Source organism: Exiguobacterium sp. s166 (assembly GCF_018618855.1).
Lineage (GTDB): Bacteria > Bacillota > Bacilli > Exiguobacteriales > Exiguobacteriaceae > Exiguobacterium_A.
In genome coordinates this window covers 727,316-748,164 of record NZ_JACSMU010000001.1, presented here as the reverse complement: position 1 = coordinate 748,164, position 20,849 = coordinate 727,316, and the positions used below count along the sequence as shown (strand labels likewise).

At 48.1% G+C, this 20,849-nt stretch carries 19 protein-coding genes; 13 read left to right on the top strand and 6 right to left on the bottom strand.

Annotated elements, in window-relative coordinates:
* Positions 1-75 precede the first annotated feature (75 nt).
* Positions 76-2,877, top strand: a complete 2,802-nt coding sequence (locus KNP93_RS03740) for a putative bifunctional diguanylate cyclase/phosphodiesterase (protein ID WP_214853222.1) — start codon at positions 76-78, stop codon at positions 2,875-2,877.
* A 106-nt stretch (positions 2,878-2,983) separates the two neighbouring features.
* Here KNP93_RS03740 and KNP93_RS03735 read toward each other — a convergent pair whose 3' ends face one another.
* Positions 2,984-4,690 carry a M3 family oligoendopeptidase gene (locus KNP93_RS03735; RefSeq protein ID WP_131502263.1) on the bottom strand — a complete coding sequence of 569 codons (1,707 nt, stop codon included), beginning with the start codon at positions 4,688-4,690 and terminating at the stop codon, positions 2,984-2,986.
* 174 nt (positions 4,691-4,864) lie between these two features.
* On the opposite strand from KNP93_RS03735, the gene KNP93_RS03730 reads away from it, so the two are divergent.
* From KNP93_RS03730 to KNP93_RS03695, 8 genes are all read left to right on the top strand, one after another.
* Complete coding sequence (locus KNP93_RS03730) at positions 4,865-5,368, top strand: PTS sugar transporter subunit IIA (protein ID WP_026827496.1); 504 nt, start codon at positions 4,865-4,867, stop codon at positions 5,366-5,368.
* Between the two features lie 165 nt (positions 5,369-5,533).
* Positions 5,534-6,295, top strand: coding sequence for an ABC transporter ATP-binding protein (locus KNP93_RS03725; protein WP_131502262.1), 762 nt, complete (start codon positions 5,534-5,536; stop codon positions 6,293-6,295).
* The gene (locus KNP93_RS03720) at positions 6,282-8,198 is read left to right on the top strand and encodes an FtsX-like permease family protein (RefSeq protein WP_131502261.1); all 1,917 of its coding nucleotides are present in this window, start codon (positions 6,282-6,284) and stop codon (positions 8,196-8,198) included. Before KNP93_RS03725 ends, KNP93_RS03720 begins: the two co-directional genes overlap by 14 nt.
* An 82-nt stretch (positions 8,199-8,280) precedes the next feature.
* Entirely contained in the window at positions 8,281-8,967 is a 687-nt protein-coding gene (locus KNP93_RS03715) for a response regulator transcription factor (protein WP_131502260.1), read from the top strand.
* Positions 8,964-9,956, top strand: a complete 993-nt coding sequence (locus KNP93_RS03710; protein ID WP_131502259.1) for a sensor histidine kinase — start codon at positions 8,964-8,966, stop codon at positions 9,954-9,956. Before KNP93_RS03715 ends, KNP93_RS03710 begins: the two co-directional genes overlap by 4 nt.
* Positions 9,949-10,713: an ABC transporter ATP-binding protein gene (locus KNP93_RS03705; RefSeq protein WP_131502258.1), complete on the top strand. Its 765-nt coding sequence runs from the start codon at positions 9,949-9,951 to the stop codon at positions 10,711-10,713. The genes KNP93_RS03710 and KNP93_RS03705 overlap by 8 nt, the downstream gene beginning before the upstream one ends.
* Positions 10,679-12,613, top strand: a complete 1,935-nt coding sequence (locus KNP93_RS03700) for an ABC transporter permease (protein WP_131972278.1) — start codon at positions 10,679-10,681, stop codon at positions 12,611-12,613. The genes KNP93_RS03705 and KNP93_RS03700 overlap by 35 nt, the downstream gene beginning before the upstream one ends.
* A gap of 25 nt (positions 12,614-12,638) precedes the next feature.
* Positions 12,639-13,268: a helix-turn-helix domain-containing protein gene (locus tag KNP93_RS03695; protein WP_131502256.1), complete on the top strand. Its 630-nt coding sequence runs from the start codon at positions 12,639-12,641 to the stop codon at positions 13,266-13,268.
* 103 nt (positions 13,269-13,371) lie between these two features.
* Here KNP93_RS03695 and KNP93_RS03690 read toward each other — a convergent pair whose 3' ends face one another.
* The 3 genes from KNP93_RS03690 to KNP93_RS03680 all read right to left on the bottom strand — a co-directional run bounded on the left by KNP93_RS03690 (position 13,372) and on the right by KNP93_RS03680 (position 15,955).
* On the bottom strand, positions 13,372-13,803 hold the full coding sequence (locus tag KNP93_RS03690) for a hypothetical protein (RefSeq protein ID WP_131972279.1): 432 nt from the start codon (positions 13,801-13,803) through the stop codon (positions 13,372-13,374).
* Positions 13,804-13,869: 66 nt separating this feature from the next.
* Positions 13,870-15,072 (bottom strand): ABC transporter permease, encoded by a 1,203-nt coding sequence (locus tag KNP93_RS03685; RefSeq protein WP_214853220.1) that lies wholly within the window; start codon positions 15,070-15,072, stop codon positions 13,870-13,872.
* Positions 15,062-15,955 carry an ABC transporter ATP-binding protein gene (locus tag KNP93_RS03680; RefSeq protein WP_012371353.1) on the bottom strand — a complete coding sequence of 298 codons (894 nt, stop codon included), beginning with the start codon at positions 15,953-15,955 and terminating at the stop codon, positions 15,062-15,064. The genes KNP93_RS03685 and KNP93_RS03680 overlap by 11 nt, the downstream gene beginning before the upstream one ends.
* Before the next feature lie 178 nt (positions 15,956-16,133).
* Here KNP93_RS03680 and KNP93_RS03675 point away from each other — a divergent pair, with 178 nt between their 5' ends.
* Positions 16,134-17,072: a VOC family protein gene (locus tag KNP93_RS03675; RefSeq protein WP_214853216.1), complete on the top strand. Its 939-nt coding sequence runs from the start codon at positions 16,134-16,136 to the stop codon at positions 17,070-17,072.
* Positions 17,069-17,668, top strand: a complete 600-nt coding sequence (locus KNP93_RS03670; RefSeq protein WP_131502252.1) for an alpha/beta hydrolase — start codon at positions 17,069-17,071, stop codon at positions 17,666-17,668. The genes KNP93_RS03675 and KNP93_RS03670 overlap by 4 nt, the downstream gene beginning before the upstream one ends.
* Before the next feature lie 63 nt (positions 17,669-17,731).
* Here the strand turns inward: KNP93_RS03670 and KNP93_RS03665 are convergent, their stop codons facing one another.
* Together KNP93_RS03665 and KNP93_RS03660 are read right to left on the bottom strand one after the other, a co-directional pair.
* Entirely contained in the window at positions 17,732-18,205 is a 474-nt protein-coding gene (locus tag KNP93_RS03665) for a hypothetical protein (protein ID WP_131502251.1), read from the bottom strand.
* Positions 18,206-18,568: 363 nt separating this feature from the next.
* On the bottom strand, positions 18,569-19,309 hold the full coding sequence (locus tag KNP93_RS03660) for an SGNH/GDSL hydrolase family protein (RefSeq protein ID WP_131502250.1): 741 nt from the start codon (positions 19,307-19,309) through the stop codon (positions 18,569-18,571).
* Positions 19,310-19,352: 43 nt separating this feature from the next.
* Here KNP93_RS03660 and KNP93_RS03655 point away from each other — a divergent pair, with 43 nt between their 5' ends.
* Both KNP93_RS03655 and KNP93_RS03650 read left to right on the top strand, forming a co-directional pair.
* Positions 19,353-20,420 (top strand): acyltransferase family protein, encoded by a 1,068-nt coding sequence (locus tag KNP93_RS03655; protein WP_131502249.1) that lies wholly within the window; start codon positions 19,353-19,355, stop codon positions 20,418-20,420.
* Positions 20,421-20,471: 51 nt separating this feature from the next.
* Positions 20,472-20,804, top strand: coding sequence for an Asp23/Gls24 family envelope stress response protein (locus KNP93_RS03650; RefSeq protein ID WP_233494498.1), 333 nt, complete (start codon positions 20,472-20,474; stop codon positions 20,802-20,804).
* The last annotated feature ends 45 nt before the right edge of the window (positions 20,805-20,849 follow it).

Sequence of the window (20,849 nt, the reverse complement as noted above, 5' to 3'; positions counted from 1 at the left end):
ATTGACCCGTTTTCACTTCAAGAACCGGTTGTGTTGGACGATATAGAAACATAATGACAAGTTAGGGAGGACGATGTGTTGCGACGTTTATCACCAGTCTCCATCGTAGAAGCATTCCGAAAACGCTCCTACTACAAAACGTTCTCATGGATGATTTCAGTTATTGGTCTGTTAGCGTTACTAATCGCGATGCAACAACTGGCTAAAAATCTTGAAGACGGGTATCAGTTCAAACGATCAAGTGATAGGATGGATATTTTTGAACAACTCAATCAGGTCGAACGGGATTTGACGAATGAGTATTACCTCACCTTAAGTGAAACAACGAGAGATGCCGTTCCGGCACGGACCGATACGTGGCAACAAACGAAAACTGAACTGACAGCATTGAGTCAACAGATTAAAAAAATACAGATGGAAGGACCTGCTCAAAAGGATCTCCTAGCTGAAATTAACCGTCTGCAGACCGGAGGATATCAGTCGGATCATCAATTCTTTCGGGTAGCGACTGCGTATAAAAGTGAAGTCTTGTTTAACCAACTGTACTTAAGCGGAGAGACCGGCACCTATTATTCGTTCTTCTCAAATCTTTTTTTAATGCAGGAAGAGTTCGGAAGGGCGGGACAGTTCTTAGTCAGTGTCACTAAAGAGGACCAATTGAATTCGATTGATTTGTTGCGCCTTCGGCAGATACGCCAGGAGCTGAATTCGCGGAACAATGCATTAATCCAGTCCCTCTATGCGACGATGCGACCGGAATATGAAGATCGTCGCCGTGATATTTCCGTCATGAGCAACCAGATGTACGCTTACTTACGAATGATTGATGCGACAATCAATCAACCGGAACTCCAGCAATATGGAACGATTGATGACGTGGCAGGGCGGTATCAGGCAAGTATGTACCGTTCGTTCGATCAAGGGATTGCTAATGTTCAGACTGAAATGACTGAACACGGGACAACACTTATCCAAAATGCCTGGTTAATGTTCGTCGCGACGTGTTGTGTCATTCTATTGCTGCTTTTGTTGACGTTATCCTTATTACGGGCATTCCGAAAAGACTTACATATTCTGCAGGCAGAAGCAGACTTTTTTGCGGAAGGTCCGAAGCAGTCGCATCATCAGGTGCCGGAATCAAATGACTTCCATCCGGTCGTCGAAGCCTTCCGGACGATGACGACAATCATTTCCGGATTGTTGGATTATAACGATAAAAAAACAAGGGAAATCAAACAGAAGAAGGCGGAAATCGAGTCCTTATTTTCTCAAAATACGAATCCAATCGTCGCGCTGTCGTCTGATTTTCAATTGCTTAGCAGTAACGACCGTTTCAAGCATCTGGCCCAATCCTCTGAATTGATGACGATTGAAGAACTGATTCACCCGGCGGATTTAAATCGGTTTCGCCGGGCACTCAATCGGGCAATCGAGGGATACAGTCAGACAATCCGTTGCCAAATGATTTTCAAACAAGACATCCGGAACATGTTCGTCAATATCATTCATGTCCCGTCGAAAAATGACAATGGGACAGCACTTTATTTAACCTGTCATGACGAGACGGATCAATTCAAACGGGAAGAACGAATCACACAATTGGCATTGTATGATGTGCTGACCTCCTTGTTGAACCGGAACGGGTTTGAACAAAAAATGGCAGAAGCCATCGCTGCACCGCAACCGGGAGAATTGGTCACGATCGGTGTACGTCAGTTCAGACGGATCAACGATATTTACGGACACAGTGCCGGTGACCAAATCTTAAAGGAAATGGCGAATCGTTTACGGCATCATTTCATCGGGACAGGTTCGGCAGCCCGGATCGGCGGCGATGAGTTTGCCGTCCTGATTTTCCAACAGGACATTGTCGATTACCGCGATCTGAAAACGATTTTGGAACGTCCTTACCGAATCGATGGTGAAAAAATTGATGTCAACATCAGTATGAGTATGGTCCGTTATCCGGATGACGCGGTCGCGGTGACCTCGTTGTTGTCTTCAGTCGATATCGCGATGCAACATGCGAAACGGGAACAAACGGGTGGACCCATCTGGTTTGAGTCCTGGATGAGTGAAGAATACCGCGAATCGGTCGTCTTAGAAGCAGAGTTACGGGAAGCGATTGCCCGAAACGAACTGCAACTGTTTTATCAGCCTCAAATCAATCTGAAGACAAAAACGGTCGATGGATGCGAAGCCCTGCTCCGCTGGTTCCATCCAGAGCGTGGCATGATCAGTCCGGCCGTCTTTATTCCGATTGCCGAACGATCGATGTTGATCGAAGAAATCGGGATGTGGGTCGTCCAGGAATCCGTCAATCAGGTCAGACGATGGGAAGGGACACCGCTTGCGTCGCTTCGTGTGTCTGCCAATCTATCCGTCAAAGAGTTGGTCTCGGGACGAATCGTCGAGTTGTTAACGGATGTCAGGGACCGTTATCCCGGGATTGAACAACGGATGGAACTTGAAATTACAGAATCATTTGGTGTCTTTTCCGATACACGCGTATTCGATGCGTTGCAGACGTTGCATCAGCTCGGTTACCGACTGGCGATCGACGACTTTGGGACCGGCTATTCCTCGCTGTCGTATTTAAGCCGTCTTCCGATTCAGCGTCTGAAGATTGACCGGTCGTTTATCAGCGGGACCGATGCCTGTTCAAACGCACCGTTGATCGAGACGATCATCCGACTCGCCCACACGTTAAAATATGATGTCGTGGCGGAAGGAATCGAACAAGCCGAACAGGGAGAGAATTTACGAAAACTGGACTGTGAATATGGTCAAGGTTTCTATTACTCCCGTCCGGTTCCAGCCGATGAATTTGAAATCTGGTATGACCGGTATCAAGAGGATATTAAACTGTCGGGATGATGACCGGCTCGATGATACAAAATGACCGCTTCCCGTCTGATGGTGGGAAGCGGTCATTTTTCGTTTGAACGGAACTTTCTTTCGATTCTTCTCGTGAAACAACCAATCAAACACGGTCGAGTGCGAGATCATCCGTTTCTGATAAATAAGCTTTGATCGGTTCGACGGCTGCACCGACCGTACCAGGAGCGAATGGTGATTTCAGTCCGGCGCGTTCGACGAGTGTCAGGAAGCTTTCCGATCCACCGGCTTTACAGAGCTCGAGATACGATTTCCAAGCGGCTTCCCGGTCTTGTTCCATCCAGGCATAGAACTGGAAGGCACAGACTTGTGCGAGCGTATAATCGATATAATAGAACGGGCTGCCGAAGACGTGACCCTGCTGGTGCCACCAGGCACCTGAATCGAGATAATCATTTTCTTCATAGTTCCGGTGTGGCAGATATTTCTTCTCAATATCACGCCATGCCGTCCGGCGTTCTGCCGGTGTCAGTTCCGGTTGATTGTAGATGACATGCTGGAATTCATCGATTGCGACGCCGTATGGTAAGAATGTGACGCCACCGGCAAGGTGACTGAACTTATACTTCGCCGTCTGATCGCCGAAGAATTCTTCCATCCACGGGTAAGCGAAGTATTCCATCGACATGGAGTGGATTTCACACGCTTCGTACGTCGGGAATCCATATTCCGGCACCGTGAAATGACGGCTCTCATAGACTTGGAAGGCGTGTCCGACTTCGTGTGTCAGAACATCGATGTCGCCGGCCGTTCCGTTAAAGTTCGAGAAGATGAACGGCAGTTTTTCATCAGCGATATACGTACAATAACCGCCGCCGGCTTTCCCCGGTTTGGCCGTCAAGTCGAGTGCGCCGCGTTCGAGCATATACTCGAAGAACTCGTTTGTCTCCGGTGACATGTCGCGGTACATTTTCTTTCCGCCTTCGATGATGAACGCTTCTTCGCCTTGTGGTGTCGCATTTCCGGATTTGAAAGCAAATCCTTCATCGTAATAATAAAGAGAATCGACACCAATCCGGCGTTGCTGGCGTTCTTTGAGGGATGTTGCAATCGGAACGATCGTCTCGAGAATCTGTTCCCGGTAGTTTTCGACCATCGATTGATCGTAATCGACACGCAACATCCGGGCGTAACCGAGTTCAACGAATGACGGGAAACCAAGTGTCTTCGCGATATCGGTCCGGACATGAACAAGTTTGTCGTAAATCGTATCAATCGCGTCGCCGTGCTCTTTTAAGTAGCCGTAACGTGCTTCAGAAGCGGCTTTTCGGACAGTCCGGTCGGCCGACTGAAGATATGGACCAAACTGGGACAAGTTCAATGTCTTGCCGTCGAATTCAATTTGCGCCGCCGACATCAGCTTCGTATATTCACTTGCCAGACGATTTTCTTCCTGGAGTTTTGGAATGATGGCGTCAGAAAATGTTTTTAAGCTGGCTTCCGCCAGTAAGAAAAGTTGTTTCCCCCATGTGGATTCAAGTGAAGAGCGGAGGGGATGCGTCGTCAACGTTTGATAATAACTCGAGACATATCCTTGATAAACCGGACCGGCTTCGTCAAAGAAACCTTGCTCCGTTTCATAGAAACCATCGCGTGTATCGATCGTGTGACGAATCTCCACGAGTTGACTGGCTGTTTCAAATTGATTTCTAAGGGTATTAATCTCAGAGATGGCATTGTTTGCTGTGTCTACCTCAGTTGCTTCACGCAAACGAGCGATTGCAGCATGCATGGAAGTTTCAAGGACGTTCAGGTCAGGACGGACATATGTAAGTTCTGAAAATGTTAACATGTAAGCGCCTCCTTGTGATTTCTAACTATTATCACACAAAAATACTTGCAAAACCAGAGTTACAAACGTATGCTTTTTGTGAGAACGTGAGCGAGTTCGTATTTAACTGGCTCCTATAAAAAAATCGAATCTTCGTCAAGAAGAAAACGATCGAGAAAGTAGAGGGATAGTATCATGGGATTCTTTAAAAAATTGTTTGGTGGTAATGATGAAGGAAACACGAAAATTGCTTCTGCCCTTACAGGTAAAATCGTCAGCATCGAGAACGTACCCGATCAAGTTTTCTCGCAAAAAATGATGGGCGACGGTATCGCCATCGAACCAACGGAAGGTAAAGTCGTTTCACCGATCAACGCAACGGTCGAAACCATTTTCCCGACAAAACACGCGATTGGTCTTAAAGGCGAAGACGGTCTTGAGTTATTGATCCACGTTGGATTAGATACAGTTAACCTTAAAGGTGAAGGCTTCACAGCACACGTCCAATCTGGTGATAAAGTGAAAGCCGGTGACGTTCTTGTTGAATTCGACCTCGACTTCATCCGTGCGAACGCACCATCAACAATCACACCAATCATCGTGACGAACCACGATCAATTTACACTTTCTGCAGTACCGGCTGAAGGAACATCTGTTGTCGCAGGCGAAACAGAACTCTTCAAAGCAACACATAAATAATTACACACCGAATCAGTCCCCTTGTCCTAGATGAGGGGGCTTTTTTTGTCGTCTCATACCCGAGCTTACTGTTTTGTAAGATGAATGAAAGTCTAGCCGATTCTTTGAAAGGAATGGTGTTCCTTATACTAAAAGCAACATGAAGAATACGGGAGGAAACACATCATGAAAGCCATCTTACACGCAGAACAGATTACGAAAGTCTATCAGACGAAAAATGCCCGACACGAGGCTCTCCGGCCGACGACACTGACGATTCACGACGCAGAATTCGTCAGTATCATGGGTCCGTCTGGAGCCGGAAAATCAACATTGTTAAATCTATTGTCAACGATCGATCAACCGACGGACGGTACGATTCAGATTAACGGGGAAGATGTGACCGCAATGAAGGAAAAACAGCTGGCCCGTTTTCGGCGGGAACAGCTTGGTTTTATCTTTCAGGATTTTAACCTGCTCGATACGATGACCATCGAAGAAAACATTGCCTTACCGCTTGCGTTACAGCAGGTCCCGAAAGCCGATATTTTGGTTCGGGTCGCATCTGTCGCCCGAGAGCTTGGAATCGGGGAGTTACTCGCGAAACGGCCGTCCGAACTGTCTGGTGGTCAAAAACAACGAACGGCCGCCGCACGTGCAATCGTCCATCAGCCGTCACTGATTTTAGCGGATGAGCCAACCGGTGCACTCGATTCAAAATCAGCGACCGGTCTGCTTGAAGCAATGGCCGGTCTGAACGAACAGGGGGCGACGATTTTGATGGTGACGCATGATCCGGTAACCGCGTCGTATGCGGAACGGGTTCTGTTCGTCAAAGACGGCGAATTGTTCCGTGAAATTCATCAGTTCGGGACACGCAAAGAGTTTTTCGAGCAAATCATGGAAGTTCAACGTGAACTCGGAGGTGCGGTTCGTGAACTTGTTTAAGTTAGCTTTCCGGAATTTAAAGAACATCCGTCAGAATGTGATGTATCTCGGTGCTGTCACGTTTGCGATTTTAATTTACTATACGTTTTTAGCAATCCGCTCCAATGAAGCGATGTTACAAGCCAATGAATTGTACGGAAAACTCGGGACGGTCTTTACAGGTTCGAGTGTGATTCTGGCACTCTTTTCCGCCATCTTTATCTGGTATTCGAGTGATTTTTTCTTACGACGCCGGAAACAGGAAATCGGTCTGTATGCCTTACTTGGTCTCGAACGCCAACAGATTGCGAAGTTGCTGTTTCTTGAGACGATGGGGTATGGATTGATTGGGCTGTTGATTGGAGTTCTGCTTGGTACGGTCGCCTCGAAGTATTTTGTCCAACTGTTGGCGTACGTGATGGGAATGACGATTGAAGCAGATTTTTCGATCAACGCCGGTGCAATCGGTCAGACGGTTGTTGTCTTCTTGACAATCTTCCTTGTGATTGCGCTCCGTTCAGCCCGGACGATTTACCGGTTTACCTTGATCGAATTGTTTAAGGCGAAACAGCAGGTTGAAACCATCCCGAAAGTGCATCCGGTTCTTGCCGTAGTGTCCGTCTTATTGATTGGTACCGGTTATTACTTGACGGGGAAACCGTTGCTCGCTCACTTTACAATCGTCGCACCGATTTTGATGGTCTGTATCATTGTCGGAACGTTCGGCACGATGAGCTACTTCACGATTTTTTTACTGCGTGTCGTCAGTAAACGCCTTCGGCATTACCGTGGCACGAACTTGATTTTACACGGGCAATTGATATCGCGGATTAAATCGAATGCTGTCATGTTGTCGACGATCACCGTCATCACTGCCGTCACGCTGACGACAGTCGGGACAGCGACATCGATCTACTATTACATCGATCGGACGGTCGAGGAACAAATGCCATACAGCTTGTCAGTTGCAAGCAAACAAGCAGAGGCAGAAAAATTAATCCGGTCATCGAATCAGACAATTGAGTCGCGGACGATGGTCAACGTCAAGAACGTCAATCATACGCTCGAGGAGCTGCCGAATCCGCTGTCGTTTACGACGTCGTACCAGACATACGCGTTTGACGGGGAACCCGGACAGTTCAGTTATATCAGTTATTCCGATTATCAGAAGCTCGCGAAGAGTAACGGAAAACGTGTGCTACCCGAACCGGCAACAGGCGAAGCGATTGTCCTTGAGACGTTCAAAGGCAATGATTTATTGGAGGAATCCGTTCGGTCCCCAATCGGAGTGACGTTTAAAGACACACATTCGTCCTTTCGGATTACCGGTGCGACGAATCTACCACTTACTCAACTGTATGCGAAAAAACGGTTGGCCTTTGCTGTTTCGGATGATGCCTTTGCGATAATGCCGGAAAAAGCTGCCATGCTGACGAACTATCAGTTCTCCGACGAACGGTCGGATGACGGGCTGATCAACCGACTGGAGCAGTTGTATGGTGAAAAAGCAGAGACAGAGATGGCAGCCTATTATCCGGTCTACGCCATGACGACGGCGACGACAGGATTGCTTGCCTTTGCCGCCGGATTCCTCGGACTCGTCTTTTTACTGGCGACTGGATCCATCATTTACTTTAAAATGCTTGCGGAAGCAGAAGAATCGAAACAACGGTTTGAAATCATTCAAAAGATTGGTGTCGATCAGCAAGAGCAGACCGGTATCATCCGACGCTCGGTCGGTTTCATGTTCGTCTTGCCGTATCTGCTTGGTCTGGTCCACAGTCTGTTTGCGATGCAAGTTCTGCAAAAATTGTTGAACTATGATTTGCGGTTACCGATGTCACTTGCAATCGGTTGTTATACCATCGTTTATCTGTTGTACTATCTCGTCACGGTGCGTGCTTATCGGCGGATCGTCATCTAATTCAAATGGGCGGGAAACGAATAATCGTTTCCAGTCCATTTTTTGTTCGGTATCATGGAGGAAGAAGGAGTTGAATCTGCAGATGGAAACCATTTTATTAGTAGAAGACGATCAACAGATTGCACTGTTATTAAAAGAACTGTTGGAACGGTACGATTTTCATGTCATTCACGAAGATGGATTAGGAGATGTCGTCGCTCGATTCGAAGAAACGCAACCGGACGTCATCCTGTTGGACGTCAACTTGCCAAAGTTTGACGGATTTTATTGGTGCCGTCAGCTCCGGATGAAGACGCGGGCACCCATCCTGTTCATCTCGGCCCGTGTCGGGGAGATGGATCAAGTCATGGCACTCGAATATGGAGCGGATGACTATATCGTCAAACCCTTCCAGGGAGCCGTCGTCATTGCGAAAATCAAAAGTCAGATTCGACGTGCGTACGGGACATTGTCCCAGGAGAGTGAGGAGCGGACGGTCAGTCGTGCCGGTCTGACATTGTATTTGGATCGTTATATCGTCGAACATGAGGAACGGTCTATTGAACTATCGAAAAAAGAAGGATTGATTTTAGAGATGTTATTGACGGTGAGTCCACGGATTGTCAGTCGGGGTGACTTGTTGGAACGGATTTGGGATGATGAAGCGTTCGTCGATGAAAACACGCTGAACGTCAACATCACCCGTGTACGGAAACGACTGGCGGAAATCGGAATCGGGGGCCTTGAAACGGTCCGGGGAGTCGGCTATAAACTGGTCCTCGACAAATGAGACTTTTTTTCAGACATACGATTCCGGGCATTCTTTTCTTCAGCGGACAGATGGTAGCCTTGTTCCTCATCTTATGGTTATATGACCTCTATCGCCCGGCTGCCTTTTTTTATATTGCTCTTTTAAATGCAATCGCCTTGCTGATTTATTTAAGTTACCGTTTCTTTAGTATGTTACCGTTGCTCAAACGATTGCAGACACCGATTCAATCGGTCGCAGAACCCATCCGGGCGGACAGCGACGAACCGCTTGCGGCAGCCGTCGAACACTTTTTAGAACGGCAACAGACCGTCTTTCGAAACAGTCTGTTTGCGGAGCGGCGGAAGGAAAAGGAACGGCACCGGTACGTCGATCAATGGATTCATCAAATGAAGACGCCGCTTTCGGTCATCGAATTGATTCTCGAGCATCCGGGGGAACAGTTCCAGGCGGACTTACGCCATGAAGTCGACCGGATGCGAATCGGACTGGATCAGATGCTGTATTCGTCGCGTCTCGAAGCGATTGAAACGGACTTGAAGGCGGAGCGTTTAAATCTTCGGACGCTGGTGACGAGTATCATCAATCAGGAAAAACGGCTGTTCGTCAAAAATAAAGTGTATCCGAAGCTGGAACTCTCACCGGATTTTTATATCTATACCGACTCGAAGTGGTTCCGCTTTTTAGTGTTGCAATTGATCACGAATGCCGTCAAATATACAGCCGGTCATGGTCACGAAGTCTGCATTCGGGCGGTCGAACAATCCGGGAAAATCGTGCTGACGATTGAAGATGACGGCGTCGGGATTCCGAAACGTGACGTCCCGCGTGTCTTCAATGCATTTTTCACGGGCGAAAATGGACGACGTTACGGAGAATCAACCGGGATGGGACTGTACTTCGTCAGTCAGATTTGTCTGAAGCTCGGGCATACGATTGAACTCGACAGCACGGAAGGTGTCGGAACGACCTGTCGTCTTACACTGGTAGGAGGGAAACAACATGATTGAAGTCAAACAGTTAGGAAAAGTCTATCCCGGAAAAGTGACGGAACAACCATTGACGGATATCAACTTTCGGGTGGAGGAAGGGGAGATGGTCGCCGTCATGGGACCGTCCGGCAGCGGAAAGTCGACCTTGATCAACCTGCTCGCGACACTCGATCAACCCAGTTGGGGATCGATTTTGATTGAAGATATCGATACGGCAACGTTCAAACGGAAAGAAACAACCCGCTTCCGGCGTGAGACGCTCGGAATCATCTTTCAGGAGTTCAACTTGCTGGATTCGTTGACGGTGGCTGAAAATATGCTCGTTCCTCTGATGCTCAGCGGAAAAAAGACGAAGGAAGCCCGGGAAGAAATGCAACATCTCGCAAAACGGTTGCAGATTGACGAATTGCTCGACAAACAGGTGGATGAAGTATCCGGCGGGCAACGGCAACGGACGGCGATCGGGCGTGCCCTGATTCACGCACCGCGGCTGATGCTCGCGGACGAACCGACGGGCGCTCTTGATTTTCAGGCGACGAAACACGTCATGGAATTGCTGGCAGAATTGAATGCGGCAGGCATGACGATGGTCATCGTCACCCATGATCCGACGGTCGCCTCGTATTGCAATCACGTCCTGTTCCTGAAAGATGGCAGCATTCAAACGGAATTGTTCCGGGATGAACCACGCCGGGTCTTCTTTCAGCGTGTCATTGAGTCGCTCTCGTTATTAGGAGGGGATGAACATCACTTATCTGCAATACGCCCTACGTAACATCAAGCGGTACCAGCGTCTCTACTATGGATACGCGTTGACGATCATCGTCGCGATGACGATTGCGACGAGTTACTGGAACCTCGTCGTCAGCGAATCGTTTCAGAACATCGCCAAAGTTTTAAGTCAACTCAATCAGGTCATCGAACTGACGATGCTGTTTGTATTCATTGCCGAAGTCATCATCCTGTTTTTTAGTATCTTGTTTATTTATTCGACAACGTATACGATGCTCGAGCACCGGAAAAACGATTTACGGGTGATGCGGACGCTCGGAAGCGGATTTTCGCATTTCCTGAAATATTTTATGATTGAAATCCTGATTGTCGGCGGGCTGGCGATCATCGGCGGTATCACGCTCGGTGTCGTCCTGACGAAACTGATGTTACTCTCGATTGAAAAAGTCATGTTCTTACCGCGACTGACGATCGAACTGTCCCTTACCTCGTTTTTAGTGTTGATTGCAGGTGCGCTCCTGACCCTCTTGATTGCGACCGTCCTCGCGATTTATAGATTCCGACCGGATCGTCCTGTCCGGTCCCGTTCGCGCTTCCGGATCCGGTTTGGTCTTACGATGCAGGGAGTGGCAGTGCTCATTCTGTTTTACGGATATTTCATGGCATTGACACAACAAGATACCTTTCTGTTCGTCTTTCCTTTCATCATCTTTGTCGGCTCGTTCTTTTTCTGCCGTCACGTCATCCCGATGGTGCTTAAACTGTATCGTCCGCGACGGTTGTCGTTACGGAAGTTAATCGTCTCGGAAATCGCGATTCAGTTAAAAACGAACAGTACGCTGGTCGCGCTCGGAACAATCTTGACCTCCTGTGCTTTGACGGCCGTCGGTCTCGTCTTTATCTTTCAACTGATCGGATTTGATCTGTCGTCGAACAATCAATTCGGACTGGTCTATTACGAAGAAGCTGCCGTCCCGTCCGAACGTCTGGAAAAACTGGAACGGACGATGACAAAAACGTTTCCGGACAAATACCGGCAGGATGTCCGGCTCAAAGGAGTCAAGACCCGGTACGTAATTCCGTTATCGGATTATAACGAACTGATGAAGCATCTGGGTCATGAGCAACGGACGCTGTTGACGGACAAACAAACTTTCATGATTCCGGCCCGTCCGGTTCAAGTCAAGGAAGTGACACCGACGATGCAAAAAGCAAAAGCCGGGATGAAGCAAGCCGGCTACCGGCTTGAGCCGATGGCGGAACATCGTCTGCTATTCGGGTACAATGACCGGATTGAAACATTATTCGTCGTCAGTGACCGTGCTTTTACCACGATGGATCGTCCGGTATTCCATATCCGTGTCTTTGATACACCATCGTATGCCGATTACGGGACGGACCGCTGGACGCGTTGGATGTCGATTGTCCGGGAAATTCAATCCAAAGCAGAGCTAGGTAAAAACACTCCGGTTCCGTACCAGCTGATCAATGAGACGGAAGATAAACTGGACGGGATTCGCATCATCCGGCTGGTCTCGTTTGTTGTCATTCTGTTGACGGTCTGGCTGTTTGTCATCAATGCGAGCTTCCTGCACGTCTGGATGCAGATGACGGCAGAACGTGAACAAAAGCGGTTAAAGACATTGTCTGCGCTCGGTTTCAGTAAACGGAGCATCCGTCGTTTCCTGTTCATCAAATACGGTACGGTCTTGATGGTTCCGTACTTCATTTCGATTTTTCATGCCTGGTTGCTCTTTCAGGTCATCTTATCGAATGGGGGACTGGAAATCGGTCCGTTTCTTCCCTTATCCTTCACCTGGATCGGAATCGTCACCGGCTGTTATTTCATCAGTATCTTGCCTTTATGGGTCCGCTATCCGCGGCATCTGATGAAAAAATCGTGCGAAAGTTCGATGTATCCGATACCCGATTCAAGGGTATGATAATAGCATAGCGAGGAGGGATAATATGCTGGACCATTCACCTTACCGGGGATACGGTGACCGCATCCGAATCTTACGGGAACGTGCCGGAATTTCAATCGACCAGTTGGCGGAAAATCTTGGGGTTGCCCCCTATTTCATTCGTCGTACGGAACTCAGCGAAGTGTATCCGACGAAAGCGTATATCGAATCTTTGGCGGAGGCCCTGCATATCGATTCCAGTTACTTGGCACGACACATCTGGACCGGGGAGTCCTTGAAGTTCGTCATGCAGGAAAGAACGCCGCTCGAAGAAATGCGATTGGCGTATGAACAGACGATGGGACAAGATGAAACAATGATTGAACAACAACTGGAAGAACGGATGCGCCTGTTCGATTTAATGTATGACGAAGACGTCAAACGGATTGAACAGACCATGAGTGCGACGGAACAGCGGATTTTTCACGAATTGGTGGAAGCAGTCATGGAGGCGGGGGAACTGCAACGGGAAGAGGCGAACGAGACGTTCGAATTGTTTGCGGACAAACTCCCGACGATGCTTCAACTCGATGAATACCTCAATCGTCTGACGGAAGAAACCGAGACGACAGTAACCGATTGTTATACGAAGTTCAGTCAATCAGTTGACCGGGCACGTTATCACCGTAAATAAACGATCCGAACGGAAGGATAAACAAACGAGGAAGGCGGATGTAATATCCGTCTTCCTCGTTTGTATGAACACTGACGTTCAAGTCAGTTCTGTTTTAAATGAATTAACGCTGTGGCGCAGGACGTGGTGCCCGGCGTCCTTTTTGTCGTGTCCGTCCAATCAAGAAACCGATGAAGGCATTTGCGATGACAAGCACCCAGCCGACATATCCGAAGTTTAAAGTCAGACTGCCAAGCATGGCCTGCCATTTTAAAATCATCATGAAGTCTCCCCGAATCAGGAAACGAGCGACACAAACGAGTAAGACTGTTGTTCCACCGATAAAGACGCCGATCCAGCTTCCATATAAACGGGAGGACTGGACGCGTACAGCGACGAAAGACCAATAAAATAAACTGACGATGAATGTCACTCCGCCATAAGCGAGGACCAGCTTCCATGTCTCACTTGCTTGTGGAAATTTCGTAAACATGACAAGGGACGAGACGATGGCGGCAGCTGTGAATAAAATCGCTGCCCAAAAACGAGACCGCATAACGTAATTCCTCCTCAAGGCTTTTTCTCACCTAACGATAGCGGAAACGGTTCGTCTTGTAAACTACTACTGGCGGCCACCTAAAATACGACGCAGTTGCTTCAACGGATTTGATCCGTAAAAGAGGACACCCCCGCGATAGAATCGTGTTCCGACGAACAGGGCGAGGGCGATGCTGATTCCCATCAGGAGGAGGGATAACGCGACTTGCCAGACCGGGACTTCCGTCAGCATGACACGTAAGAACATCAACATCGGGGTAAAGAACGGCACGAATGACAGGATGACGACTGCCTGGTTCGTCGGGGCGTTCAGGCTGAAAATCGACACCGTGAAAGCAGCGACGATCAACATGATGACCGGCAAGGTGACCTGTTGGGCATCTTCAACCCGACTGACGAGCGAACCGAGGGCGGCGAGCAGCGTCGCATACAGCAGATAACCGAGCAAGAAGAAGACGAACAGATACACAATCGTCTTGACGCTCAGTGAATCAAGCGACAGCTGATCAAACAGACTGCTGCTTTGGGCACTGTAATAGCCGACTCCGACGAGTAACGATAATTGAATCAGACTGACGGTGGCGATCGAGGTGATTTTCGCCAACATATGCTGAATCGGGCTGGCGGCAGAAATCAGCAATTCCATGACACGCGATGATTTTTCATTGGCAATTTCCGTCACGATCATGCCGCCGTAGATGGCAATCGTAAAGTACATCAGGAACAGCAACACATAGACGAGAGCCGACGCGGCGAATAATTCGTCCTCGCTCTTACCGCCGGTTGAGGTCAATTCCTGTTTCACGTCGATGGGAGCAGCAAGCGAAGAAAGCAATGCCGGATCGACGTCGGCGTCCGTAATGATCGTCTGGTCGCGGACTTGTTTTAAAGCAGTCGACAGTTGTGTCTGCAACTCCTGTTCCGGACTGGCACTGATTAACGTCACCCGGTACGGATCGTCGGACAACAAAGCGACTGCGTCATACGTCCCTTTGTTGACGACTTGTCGTGCCTGCTTCAGGGAATAATCTTTTTCGGTGATCTTTGTTTTGATGCCGACTTCTTTTAGAACCGGAACGATCGGAGCTTCAAGCGAGCTGACGACCGCGATTTTCGGATCGTCTCCCGAGAACCAGTCGATGATCCGCTCGATGTTGCTGAATCCGACAAGGAACACGACCATCAGGACGGTCGAAATCAGAAAACTTTTCGCCCGTAATTTTTGAAACAGACTGAAACGATACAATGTCAGGAATTTACGGTTCATAACGTTTTCCAACCTCCTCAATGAAGATGTCTTGCAGGGATAATTGATCCCATACGAATCGCTCGACATGGAATCCTTCTGTAATCAAATGACGGAGCAGCAAGTCGGCCGCCTCTTTTGACTCGACTTGTAAGCTGTGACCGGTTCCGTCCGATTCGACTTGAAGAATGCCCGGCAGTGCATCCCAAAGCAGGGCAGGCGCATCGGTCGTCAATAAGACACGTGTCTTGCCGTATCCTGCCTTGATCTCCGGAAGATACCCGGCGACAACCGGTTTCCCGTGATCGAGAATGGCGACATGTTCACACAGTTCCTCGACATGATCCATCCGGTGGCTTGAGAAGACGATTGTCGTGCCTTCTGCCGTCAGTTTCCGGACCGCTTTTTTCAACTGTTCGACGTTGACGGGATCAAGTCCGCTGAACGGTTCGTCGAGGATTAATAAGTCGGGTTTATGTAGGACGGCAGAAATCAGCTGGATTTTTTGCTGATTTCCTTTTGATAATTGTTCGACCCGCATCTTTTCGTACTGCGGAATCTGGAAGTAGTTGAGCCATTCGAGTAAAGAGGCTTTGGCATCTTTTCGTTTCATGTCGCGGAGTTCAGCTAAAAAAATCAATTGTTCATCGACCCGGATTTTCGGATACAAGCCACGTTCCTCAGGAAGGTAACCGATTTTTGATAAAGGAATCGGTTGTCCTTTCCACGTGATCGACCCTTCTGTCGGTTGCAATAAACCGAGCAACATCCGGAACGTCGTTGTTTTTCCGGCTCCGTTCGCTCCAAGTAATCCGAAAATCTGTCCTTCCGGCACTTCGAATGATAAATCGTCGACCGCTGTGAACGACCCGAATCGTTTCGTGATGGCTTTAATTTCAAGCATGGAATCAGTCCTCCTTCATTCAGATAAAGTGCATGGTCCAGTTGAAGTATCTCTTATTCTTACGGATAAATGGAAGAAAGGTTCCAAAAAAGAGATGTTTAAGCATAATGGTTTACTTTTAGTAAATAAGTTACTATTATTGTGTTAAAGGAAATGAAAGAAGGGAGTGCGAACGAATATGAAAACGAAAGGCATTCATCACATTTCAGCAATGGTCGGTAATCCACAGGAAAACCTTGATTTTTACGGTACGACGCTTGGTCTGCGTTTCGTCAAGAAAACGGTCAACTTTGACGATCCGGGAACCTATCACTTTTATTTCGGCAATGAATCGGGTAAACCTGGAACAATCATCACTTTTTTCCCGTTTGAAGGCATGCAGCAGGGGAAAGTCGGAGCGGGGCAGGTTGGAACGACGGCATATGCGATTCCGACTGGGAGCTATGACTTTTGGAAAAACCGTTTGACGGAAAAAGGAGTTGTCTTTGAAGAAGCCGAACGTTTCGGCGAAAAACAACTTGTCTTTCAGGATCCGCACGGATTACAGATTGAACTCGTCGAACGCAGCAAAGGCGCAAACAGCCGCTTTGAAATCGACGGCATCTCAACCGATGTCGCCATCAAAGGTTTTGCCGGTGCGACCTTGTTGTCGCATGATCCGGCAGATACAGGACGTCTCTTAACGGATGCATTCGGATTAACGGTTGCGAAACGTTCCGAGACGATGGATCGTTATGAAGCGGAAGGCGAATTCGGCAACACCGTCGATATCCTGCATACGAACGTACCGGTTGGGCGACCGGGTGCCGGGACCGTCCACCATATCGCGTGGCGGGCCGATGATCAGGCACAGCAAATGGACTGGATGAAACAAATCAATACGTTTGGCTTGATGACGACAGAAGTGAAAGACCGGAATTACTTTACATCGGTCTACTTCCACGACCGTGGACGGATTCTGCATGAAATCGCCACCGATAATCCGGGATTTGCGGTCGATGAAGCATTTGAAGTATTAGGAGAAGCGTTAAAATTACCGGAACAGTTCGAAGCACACCGGGCGACAATTGAAGGACATGTCGCACCCATCAGACTACCAAAGGGGAGACTCATATGATTCATTTATTTGAACCTGCTAAACGACCAGGCGCACCCATTTTTCTTTTATTGCACGGAACAGGCGGGACGGAACAGGATTTAGTCGGACTCGTCCGGCTCCTCGATCCGGAGGCCGGTTATCTGTCGGTCCGGGGTGAGGTGACGGAAAACGGAATGCCCCGATTCTTCAAACGATTGGCGGAAGGGGTTTTTGATGAAGAGGATCTCGCCCTCCGGACAGCCCGTTTGATGGAGTTCGTGAAAGACATGAGCCGCACGTCGGACTTTTCGCTTCAAGATGTCATCCCGGTCGGTTATTCGAATGGTGCCAACATCGCAGCGAATATGATGTTTGAAGAACGGTTATTTGAACAGGCGATTTTATTGCATCCGATGGTACCGCGTCGCGGTGTGACGTTACCGGATTCGTCGCGGGTTCGAATCTTTATCGGAGCCGGAACGAACGATCCAATCTGTCCGGCTTCGGAGACGGAAGATTTGAAAGCGATTTTTGAACAGGCAGGAGCTACGGTTGATGTGACCTGGTCAAACCACGGTCATCAGCTCGTCATGCCGACGATCGAAGCAGCAGCAGAATGGCTGACTCAAAAATAACGACAGCAAAAAAGCACGGGATGCAGGGAGCAGATGTCCTGACATTCCATGCTCTTTTTTTGTTCAAGCAGGATGGTCGCTCTTAGGACGGGAATAGACGATGAGGACACCACGTTCGACGAGCTCGTTCGCAAGCGTCTCGATGGCTTCTGATGATGTTTTCGTTTGGGTGATGTGTCGGTAGAGGTGACGGAGTTCACGGCGCATCGGTTTACGGATCAACCACATGCTATCGATGATGAGGCACCAGGTCACGACGGTTTCATGACCGATGTAAAACTGGGTTTGACGATTGAGATACCGGATCCACCATTCATCCCGGGCCATTTTTAACAGGACGCCGGTGGTTAAGAGGACAGCCAACACAAGCGGGATGCTTTCGTAGATTGGGAGACCCGCCAGCTGATTGCGAAGTCCGGTTACGAAACTGATCATCGTCCATCCAATGATACCGATGACAAGCCAATAACTAAAGTTGACTATACTTCGTTGTTGTTGCTTCATCTGAAATCGGGGTTTCAGGATTGGGGTTGACATCAGAATCACCTCCTTTTTTAAATAATCGAATTTTCTGACAATTTATACTTGTCCTTCTACTATAGTTACTTTTTCCCGAAACGTCTAGTCGTTAGACATAGAAAATGTGTTTCTTTCTTGACGAATTTCGTGTACGCTAAAAAAAGAAAGTGAACGGTTACATACAAGGGGGAAAAATGATGGATCAAGTGGTATGGATTGCAGTCGGTATCGTCGCAATTGCTGTATTTTCAGCATCAAGCGTTGCCGCATACATGGGTGTCAAAAACCAGGAAGACTAATGACATGGTGCCTGTCACCGTGTAGATGAGTGCTGAAAAAAGGAGATTCCGTAAAAATCGGAATCTCCTTTTTTAATGACTGTTATTTGTTTTCCGTAATCTGAATTTTTTCAGCAAACGGTTTGAGTGCGTCGCTCCATCGAAGATAGCCGCCACCGACCAAATGAAGCCCGTCGTACGTCATCCGGTTTTGAAGGTAACCTTGCTGATTGGTCAACTCAGGTCGTAAATCAACAAAGGGAATACCAGCAGATTTCGCAAGTTGTTCAAGATTCCGGTTCAGGGCTTCGACGTCACGATTGACGCGGACCGAATCGGAATACTTGGGTGCGACGGGTAGTGTTGACTGAATGACGACATCAATGTTATTTTTTCGCAGCGTCGTCACGATCGTCGTCATGTTTTCCGTAATGGTCGGAATCGGAGTGAAGTGACGGATGTCATTGATGCCGCCCATCAGGAAGACACGTTTCGGTTTCAACTCGACAATCAGGTCAAGCCGGGTCAAAAATCCTTCCGTCGTATCGCCGGGAATCCCGAAGTTAACGATTGTCGGATCATTGAGCAAAATCCGCCAATCACCAAAATTCGTCATGGAGTCACCGAGCATGACAGAATTCGGTGATTTTGGGTATTGATAAGTATGAAAGAGACTATTCAACCGGACGTAGTTCGGATTTTTCGTATATTGGAATGTCGTGATGGGTTGTGTAGTGGTGGCAGGAAAGGCCTGCTCGAATAACTCGATCGGTTTGCGTCCGAGCAATAGGGCGAGGAGGACGACGTTTGCGACGACCGAGAGAATGACTAGTGCTTTTTTCATAAAACAATCGTTCCTTTCGAGGGAGTATAAGGGGTAGTGTAACATGAATCGAAATCCGTGGTTTGATAATATCAAAGGATTCCTTGTCATTTTCGTAGTAATTGGTCATATGCTGACGGATTTACGGTTTGATTACGATGGAAAGTTACTCGAAACGGTGTACTTGATCATTTATTCGTTTCACATGCCATTATTTATTATTTTAAGCGGCTACTTCTTCCGTGAAAACAAGTACTTGCGTGTCATCCAACTGTTTGCCGTCTATTGTGTCTGGCAAATCCTGATTGGTTCATGGGCAACGTTTGGAGAAGGATTGCCGTTGTTGTCCGGACAAAATCTCGGCACGCATCTGTTGCGTCCCTACTGGGCACTCTGGTATTTGTTCGTCATGGTCGTCTGGTATATCGTTACACCGTATGTCGTCCATCTGCGTGGGTATGTCTGGTTCGGACTCGCCTTTGCTTTATTGTACGGCTTTGAGCTCGAAAACACAGGTTTTTTGGCCTTACGGAAATTGATCATGTTTTATCCCTACTTCCTGCTCGGTAACTACTTGTCGGAACATGAGTTCATCCGGATTTTTGAAATGCCAAAAAGCTTCAAACGGAGAATGAATGTCCGGTTAATTGGCGGACTGGCGTTCGCGAGTGTCATCGGTTTTCTCCTATATGAAGCGTGGCGCGATACGCCGCAAGAAATCGTCGCTCTGGCGAATGCATTCAAGCACCGCTTCCCGTATGTCGAACAATATGACAGTGATGCCTGGATCGGTGTGTTGAAGCACAGTGTGATCTACTTCCTGTCGATTACAGCATCGCTTGGATTCATGATGCTCGTTCCGATGCGTCGTCTGCCGCTTGTTACACGGGCGGGTGAGCTCAGCTTATATGTCTACTTGCTTCATGTTTTCTTCGTCATGGCATGGCGTCAGTACGCGACGACAGCCTTCGTGCCGCAAACTTGGCTCGCCTTGCTGGTCGTCATCGGTGTCGCCCTGTTGATCGTCGGAGTAATCATTCATCCGTTCGTTGTCCGCCTGATGCGTCCACTGATTGAAATCGACATTCGTCCAATCGTCGAAGAACGACAAGACCTTTCAAAAAAAGGCTAAATGCTATACACTTTAAAGTAGAGCGATTAATAGATGAAGGGCGTGGAAAGTATGTCATATAACTTAAACAATGCGGATGGTGTCGTAAACGTTTCCCAACAAGTCATTGAAGTGATTGCCGGGGTAGCAGTTCAGGAAACAGAAGGAATTGCCTTTACACAGGACGATTCGAAGTTACAGGAAAAACAGATGGTCAAACTCGTGAAGGTCGAAGATGTGGACGGTGCGATTACGGTCAGTCTCTCGGTCCATATCAAATACGGGATGTCGATCATCAAGACAGCAGGAAAAGTACAGGAACGGATTGCACAAGACATGGAAAACATGTTAGCATTCCAACCGCAAGCGATTAATGTACGTGTAATCGGTTTATTAAAAGGATAATCAAAAATGGACTTTTCGTCATTGACGAGAAGTCCATTTTTTTGA

Coding starts and splice junctions, on each gene's coding strand:
- KNP93_RS03735 (WP_131502263.1), bottom strand. CDS start 4,690: ATGTTAACATTTTCAGAACTTACATATGTCCGTCCTGACCTGAACGTC.
- KNP93_RS03730 (WP_026827496.1), top strand. CDS start 4,865: ATGGGATTCTTTAAAAAATTGTTTGGTGGTAATGATGAAGGAAACACG.
- KNP93_RS03725 (WP_131502262.1), top strand. CDS start 5,534: ATGAAAGCCATCTTACACGCAGAACAGATTACGAAAGTCTATCAGACG.
- KNP93_RS03715 (WP_131502260.1), top strand. CDS start 8,281: ATGGAAACCATTTTATTAGTAGAAGACGATCAACAGATTGCACTGTTA.
- KNP93_RS03710 (WP_131502259.1), top strand. CDS start 8,964: ATGAGACTTTTTTTCAGACATACGATTCCGGGCATTCTTTTCTTCAGC.
- KNP93_RS03705 (WP_131502258.1), top strand. CDS start 9,949: ATGATTGAAGTCAAACAGTTAGGAAAAGTCTATCCCGGAAAAGTGACG.
- KNP93_RS03700 (WP_131972278.1), top strand. CDS start 10,679: ATGAACATCACTTATCTGCAATACGCCCTACGTAACATCAAGCGGTAC.
- KNP93_RS03695 (WP_131502256.1), top strand. CDS start 12,639: ATGCTGGACCATTCACCTTACCGGGGATACGGTGACCGCATCCGAATC.
- KNP93_RS03690 (WP_131972279.1), bottom strand. CDS start 13,803: ATGCGGTCTCGTTTTTGGGCAGCGATTTTATTCACAGCTGCCGCCATC.
- KNP93_RS03685 (WP_214853220.1), bottom strand. CDS start 15,072: ATGAACCGTAAATTCCTGACATTGTATCGTTTCAGTCTGTTTCAAAAA.
- KNP93_RS03680 (WP_012371353.1), bottom strand. CDS start 15,955: ATGCTTGAAATTAAAGCCATCACGAAACGATTCGGGTCGTTCACAGCG.
- KNP93_RS03675 (WP_214853216.1), top strand. CDS start 16,134: ATGAAAACGAAAGGCATTCATCACATTTCAGCAATGGTCGGTAATCCA.
- KNP93_RS03670 (WP_131502252.1), top strand. CDS start 17,069: ATGATTCATTTATTTGAACCTGCTAAACGACCAGGCGCACCCATTTTT.
- KNP93_RS03665 (WP_131502251.1), bottom strand. CDS start 18,205: ATGTCAACCCCAATCCTGAAACCCCGATTTCAGATGAAGCAACAACAA.
- KNP93_RS03660 (WP_131502250.1), bottom strand. CDS start 19,309: ATGAAAAAAGCACTAGTCATTCTCTCGGTCGTCGCAAACGTCGTCCTC.
- KNP93_RS03655 (WP_131502249.1), top strand. CDS start 19,353: ATGAATCGAAATCCGTGGTTTGATAATATCAAAGGATTCCTTGTCATT.
- KNP93_RS03650 (WP_233494498.1), top strand. CDS start 20,472: ATGTCATATAACTTAAACAATGCGGATGGTGTCGTAAACGTTTCCCAA.